The 5,777-nt window shown below is 73.3% G+C and carries 5 protein-coding genes; 2 read left to right on the top strand and 3 right to left on the bottom strand.

Translation table 11 applies throughout. The features are described 5' to 3' along the window. Positions 1 to 446: 446 nt before the first annotated feature. Positions 447 to 1,076 (bottom strand): tRNA (adenosine(37)-N6)-threonylcarbamoyltransferase complex ATPase subunit type 1 TsaE, encoded by a 630-nt coding sequence (tsaE, locus tag ACH9EU_RS03255; RefSeq protein ID WP_396412504.1) that lies wholly within the window; start codon positions 1,074 to 1,076, stop codon positions 447 to 449. Beyond that, the gene (alr, locus tag ACH9EU_RS03250) at positions 1,073 to 2,329 is read right to left on the bottom strand and encodes an alanine racemase (protein WP_396412503.1); all 1,257 of its coding nucleotides are present in this window, start codon (positions 2,327 to 2,329) and stop codon (positions 1,073 to 1,075) included. The genes tsaE and alr overlap by 4 nt, the downstream gene beginning before the upstream one ends. Positions 2,330 to 2,407: 78 nt before the next feature. On the opposite strand from alr, the gene ACH9EU_RS03245 reads away from it, so the two are divergent. After that, on the top strand, positions 2,408 to 3,694 hold the full coding sequence (locus ACH9EU_RS03245) for a glycosyltransferase (RefSeq protein WP_396412502.1): 1,287 nt from the start codon (positions 2,408 to 2,410) through the stop codon (positions 3,692 to 3,694). Then, entirely contained in the window at positions 3,691 to 4,491 is an 801-nt protein-coding gene (locus ACH9EU_RS03240; protein ID WP_396412501.1) for a phosphatase, read from the top strand. Before ACH9EU_RS03245 ends, ACH9EU_RS03240 begins: the two co-directional genes overlap by 4 nt. 183 nt (positions 4,492 to 4,674) lie before the next feature. Here ACH9EU_RS03240 and ACH9EU_RS03235 read toward each other — a convergent pair whose 3' ends face one another. Further along, positions 4,675 to 5,760 (bottom strand): inositol-3-phosphate synthase, encoded by a 1,086-nt coding sequence (locus ACH9EU_RS03235; protein WP_396412500.1) that lies wholly within the window; start codon positions 5,758 to 5,760, stop codon positions 4,675 to 4,677. Positions 5,761 to 5,777 lie beyond the last annotated feature (17 nt).

The raw sequence follows: 5,777 nt of genomic DNA, 5'->3' as shown, positions 1-5,777 counted from the left end.
CACACCATCGCCTGGGCCCAGGGCGGGACCACCGACGCGGGCAACCTCGCCCACCTGTGCCGGGCCCACCACCGGCTCAAGCACCGCCACGGCCCCCTCGGACGCTGGCGCGTCGCCCACCGCGACCCCGCCACCCCCGAGGGCGTCCTGGAATGGACCTCACCGGCCGGACGCATCCACGTCACCTACCCCCAGCACCACCACCACCCCCTGCTCAGCCCCCTGCGCCTCCCCGACCACCTCACCGAGGACCGATCCAGCCACGACCCGCCGCAGGACCCACCACCCCTGCCCCCCCGGACCGCCGCCCCTCGACGAACCACCACCCTTCTGAACCGACCAGCGGGCGGCGTGGCCTGTCTCGTGCGGGAACCGATCGCCGTCCGCGCGATTGCCGTCCGGACTGCTGCCCTCACGGCCCGGAAGAGACTGCTCCCGGACTCCTGTCAGAGCCAGGACGGAGGGCCCCCGGACCAGCGCGGCCCGACACCGGTGAGGGTGATGCGGCGGGGCTCGGCGTCGTCCTCGGCGTCGTCCTCGGCGTCGTCAGCGCCGTCGTCCTCGGTGTTCACGATCCGGCCGGGGGAGCCCGGATCCGGCTCGTCGGGGCCAACGGCGCTCTGGAGCGACGCGAGCTCGTCCGGACCCAGGGACCCTGTGCCGACGGCACGCTCCAGCACGATCTCGAGGCGCGAGTCGGAGAGGTGCTCGACCTTCCCGGTCCCCCACTCCACCACGGTCACAGCCGTGTCCACCGTGTCCTCGAGGTCGATGTCGTCGACCTCGGCCGGGCCGTCCAACCGGTACGCGTCCACGTGCACGAGGTCGGGCCCCCCGGGGCGGGGGCCGTCCGGCAGATTGGGGTGGCGGCGGACGAGCACGAAGGTCGGCGAGATGATGCCGGGTCGCACGCCGAGGCCACGACCCAGTCCCTGCGTGAACGTGGTCTTGCCGGCGCCCAGTTCGCCCGTGAGAACGACGAGGTCGCCCGGCCCCAGGACCGCCCCGAGTCGCTCGGCGAGGGCCTGGGTCTGCTCGGGACCGTCGACGTCGAGGGTCCGGGTCCACTCGCTCATACCGGTTCCTCCTCCGCGGCCGGCAGGGCGCCGCCGTCGGCCGACCGGTCCACGTACGCACGGGGTACCCGTGAGGACACACGGGTGACGATCTCGTAGTTGATGGTGCCGGCGGCCTCAGCCCACTCCGTCGCCGACGGGTTCGAGCCGGACCCGAACAGCACGGCCTCTGCGCCGAGCAGCCCGTGCTCCGGTGCAGCCAGGCCGGGCTCCCCCAGGTCCACGACGATCTGGTCCATGGCCACGCGTCCCACCTCGGGGTAGGTGCGGCCCTGGATCCGCACCGGCCCTCCGGTCCCCGAGCGGGGCACGCCGTCGGCGTAGCCCAAGGGGATCAGCGCCAGGGTCGTGGGGCGCTCGGTCACGTAGGTCAGCCCGTAGGAGACGCCCTGGCCCGCGGGGACCTCCTTGACCGCGTTGACCGTGCTCCGCAGGGTCATGGCGGGCACGAGGCCCAGCCGTTCGGGGCCTCGATCGCGGAACGGCGAGAGCCCGTAGAGGGAGACCCCCACCCGGACCATGTCCAGCAGCATGTCCTCGGGCCGGTCGAGGTCTGCGGCCGAGAACAGACCGGGCGAGTTCGCGGCGTGCCGCAGGACCGGACGCAACCCCGCGGCCCGGGCCGTGTCCACGGCAATGCGGAAGCGCTCGAGCTGCAGACGTGTCTCGGACCGTGCCGGTTCGTCCGCCACGGCGAGGTGGGTGAAAACGCCGACCACACGCACGAGACCCTCCGACTCGGCGCGCGCTGCCGCCCGCACCAGGTGCGGCCACTGCTCCTCCGTCGCCCCGTTGCGGCCCAGGCCCGTGTCGATCTTCAGGTGGACCTGGGCGGTCGTGCGCAGCTCGCGGGCCGCCTCGGCGATCGGGGCCAGTTCCCAGCCGCTGACCCCGAGCTGGATGTCCCGCGCCACCGCCGTGCGGAAATCGGTGTCCACGGTGTGCAGCCATGCGAGCAGAGGGGCGGTGACGCCGGCGGCGCGCAGCTCCAGGGCCTCGCCCACGTGGGCGACCCCGAGGGCGTCGGCCCCCGCCTCGAGGACTGCGCGGGCGACGGGCAGCGCACCGTGGCCGTAGGCGTCGGCCTTCACGACGGCCATGAGTTTCGCGGGCGCGGCGGCCCTTCGGATCAGCCGCACGTTGGCGCGCACGGCGTCGAGGTCCACCACAGCGCTGCGCTCGGGCCGGGGCGGGGAGGACGGCCCGCCGGGGCCGGTGGGCGGAACGGGGTCAGCACGGGTCACGGGCTCCATTGTGGCACCGGCGGGCCTCCGGCCCGGGCCGGCCGACCCTCTGCGGTGCGTGCCGCGTCCGGCGGCTACAGTGGAGCCGTGTCCGCCGCGCCTCTTCATGTCCTGCTGATCAGCCTGCACACGAGCCCCCTCGAACAACCGGGCTCGGGCGATGCGGGCGGGATGAACGTATACGTGCGCCATCTCGCCGAGTCCCTCGTCGACGCGGGCCACACGGTGGAGATGGCCACCCTCGACCGGTCCCCCGACGCCCCCCGGACCTCCGGAGTGCGCGCCGCACGCATCCGGGACGGGCTGCGGCTGCTCACGGTCTCGGTCCCCGGCGCCGCGGGCGCGAGCAAGGAGGAGCTGCCCCTGTTCACGCACGCGTTCGCGGACGCTCTGCGGGTCGAGGCGCTCCGGCCCGACGTCGTGCACGCCCACTACTGGCTGTCCGGAGCGGCGGGCCGCGAGCTCGCCGACGACTGGGGCGTGCCTCTGGTGCTGACCCTGCATACGACGGCGCTCGGGAAGAACCTGCGGGCCCGCAGGGGTGAGGGGATCGAACCGGCCGCACGGGCCGAGGCGGAGGCCGGGCTTCTCGCCCGGGCGGACGCCACCGTGGTGAACACCCGGACCGAGGCCCTGCAGATGGTCGAGCTCTACGACGCGGACCCGCGGAGGCTGACGGTCGTCGCCCCCGGCGTGGACCTCTCAGCCTTCTCCCCGGATCCCGAGCCCGGGGAGCGCCCGCTCGAACCGTACCGGGGCCCGGGGGAACGACCGCTGCGGGTGCTCTTCGCCGGACGGCTGCAGGCCCTCAAGGGCCCGCACGTGCTCGTCGACGCGCTCGCCCTGCTCCGCGCCGAGGACCCGGGCCTGCACGTGGAGCTCGACGTCGTGGGGGTCGGTACCCGCGGGTTCACGGCGATGCTGCGGGAGCGCGTGCGCCGGCTCGGCCTGGACGACGTGGTGAGCTTCGGCCCTGCCCTGCCCGCTCCCCAGCTGGCCGTCCGGATGCGCCACGCCGACGTCGTGGCGGTGCCCTCGTCCTCCGAGACCTTCGGCCTGGTGGCGCTGGAGGCCCAGGCGTGCGGCACACCCGTGCTGGCCACGGACGTCGACGGCCTGCGCACCGCGGTGCTCGACGGCGCCACGGGCCATCTGGTGCCCGACCGTGAGCCATCGTCCTGGGCCGGCGCGCTCGCCTGCCTCGCACGCCGGCCACGGGACCTGGACCGCCTGGGCGCGGCCGCCGCCTACCGCGCCCAGAACCATTCCTGGGAGTGCACCGCGCTGGCGACGGCCGACGTCTACGCCGACGTCCGCGCTGGAGCCGGCGTACGCGACAGTAGCCGCCACTGCGTGCCTACACTCGAATCGTGACGTTCCCCCCGCTCTCTCCCGTCCTCTCCCCGGACGACCTCGTCCGCCACCTCGACCACCACCGCATCACCGGGGCCGTGGCCACGCCCCGCGAGGCGAACCTGCGCAACATCCAGGGCTTCCTCGACGGCGACCAACACCAGCACATGGGCGTGGTACGGACCCGCGACTGGACCTTCGACGACGTGCTGGCGCTCATGCAGGAACGGGTGGGCATCTCGGCCGACCCCGAGCACCGCGAGGGGCAGGACACGATCTCCGCCGCCCTGGCTCTCGCGGCGCTGGAGCGCTACGCCCGGGTGTTCGGGGAGGTCGTCGCGGCCGGCGGCCGCATCCTCTTCGCCACGGGCCACCCTGCGGGCCTGTTCCCGGTGTACGCGCGGCTGGCCCGGGTGGCCCGCCGTGCCGGGGCGCACGTGGTGCGGGTCCCGGACGGCTTCCCGTTCGAGGACGGCGACGTCCGCCAGATCGAGGACGTCGTGATGGTCGAGCAGTACGGCGGTCTGCGGCACACCCACTTCCCCGGTCCGATGACCCTGTCCCTGGAGCGGCTGCGCCGCGACGGCCAGAACCCTCCGGACCTCGTGGTCGCCGACCACGGACTCGCGGGCGCCGCCGGATCCCGCGGGCTGCGCACCCTCGCGATCGCCGACTGCAACGACCCCGGTGTGTTCGTGGCCGAGGCGCAGGGCCAGGTGGAGGTGGCCGTGCCCCTCGACGACAACCTCCCACCGCGCGTCTACGAGCCCGTCACCGCGTACGTGCTGCACCACGCGGGTCTCGACGAGCACGTGTAGCGCACCATCGGCTCCATCGCGCGGCGGACGACGGGCGGCCCGGGCGCCTGAGCTCACCGACCCGTGCCCTGGCGGTGTCGCGCCCCCGCCCCGGAGGAGGCATCCGGTCTCCCCGGACCACCGGAGGTCCGTCCGGAGCACGAAGGCCCCCGCACGTGGTGCGGGGGCCTCGGGCGTCGGTGGTCAGCGTTCGCGGTCGCCGCGGATGAACTCCTCCAGGCGGGTGCGGGCGACGTCGTCGGCCAGCTGCTCGGCCGGGGACTTCATGAAGTACGCCGAGGCCGAGGTCAGCGGCCCCCCGATCCCGCGGTCGGCCCCGATCTTCGCCGCCCGGATCGCGTCGATGATCACCCCGGCCGAGTTCGGCGAGTCCCACACCTCCAGCTTGTACTCCAGGGAGATCGGGGCGTTGCCGAACCCGTGACCCTCCAGCCGCACGAACGCGAACTTCCGGTCCTCCAACCACGGCACATGGTCCGAGGGGCCGATGTGCACGTCCTTCGTCCCGAACTCCCGCACCACGTTGGAGGTCACCGCCTGGGTCTTGGAGATCTTCTTCGACTCCAGCCGCGAACGCTCCAGCATGTTCATGAAGTCCATGTTCCCGCCCACGTTGAGCTGGTAGGTCCGATCCAGCACGTACCCGCGGTCCTCCATGAGCTTGGCCAGCACCCGGTGGGTGATCGTCGCCCCGATCTGGGACTTGATGTCATCACCCACGATCGGCACCCCCGCCTGAGCGAACCGCTGGGCCCACTCCGGGGTGGAGGCGATGAACACCGGCAGCGCGTTCACGAACGCCACCCCCGCCTCCAACGCCGCCTGGGCGTAGAACCGGTCGGCCTCCTCCGAGCCCACCGGCAGGTAGGACACCAGCACGTCCACCTCCGCCTCCCGCAGCGCCGCCGCCACGTCCACCGGCGCAGCGCCCGACTCCTCCACCGCCGCCCGGTAGTAGTCGCCCAGCCCGTCCAGGGTCGGACCCCGCTGGACCGTCACCCCCGTGTGCGGCACGCTCGCGAAGGACAGCGTGTTGTTCTGCCCGGCGGAGATCGCCTCGCACAGATCCCGCCCCACCTTCGCCGCGTCGACGTCGAAGGCGGCCACGAACTGCACGTCGGACACGTGGTAGTCGCCGAACACCACGTGCATGAGCCCGGGCACGGCACCGGCAGGATCGGCATCGGCGTAGAAGTGCACACCCTGCACCAGGGACGAGGCACAGTTGCCGACACCGGCGATGGCCACTCGGATCGGATGATGGGACACGGTACTCCTTGGGTCGT

The organism is Kocuria rhizosphaerae, from assembly GCF_044462265.1.
Lineage (GTDB): Bacteria > Actinomycetota > Actinomycetes > Actinomycetales > Micrococcaceae > Kocuria > Kocuria rhizosphaerae.
Note: the sequence above shows the minus strand (reverse complement) of the source record. Positions and strands in the feature narration are given on the sequence as shown.

Coding starts and splice junctions, on each gene's coding strand:
- tsaE (WP_396412504.1), bottom strand. CDS start 1,076: ATGAGCGAGTGGACCCGGACCCTCGACGTCGACGGTCCCGAGCAGACC.
- alr (WP_396412503.1), bottom strand. CDS start 2,329: ATGGAGCCCGTGACCCGTGCTGACCCCGTTCCGCCCACCGGCCCCGGC.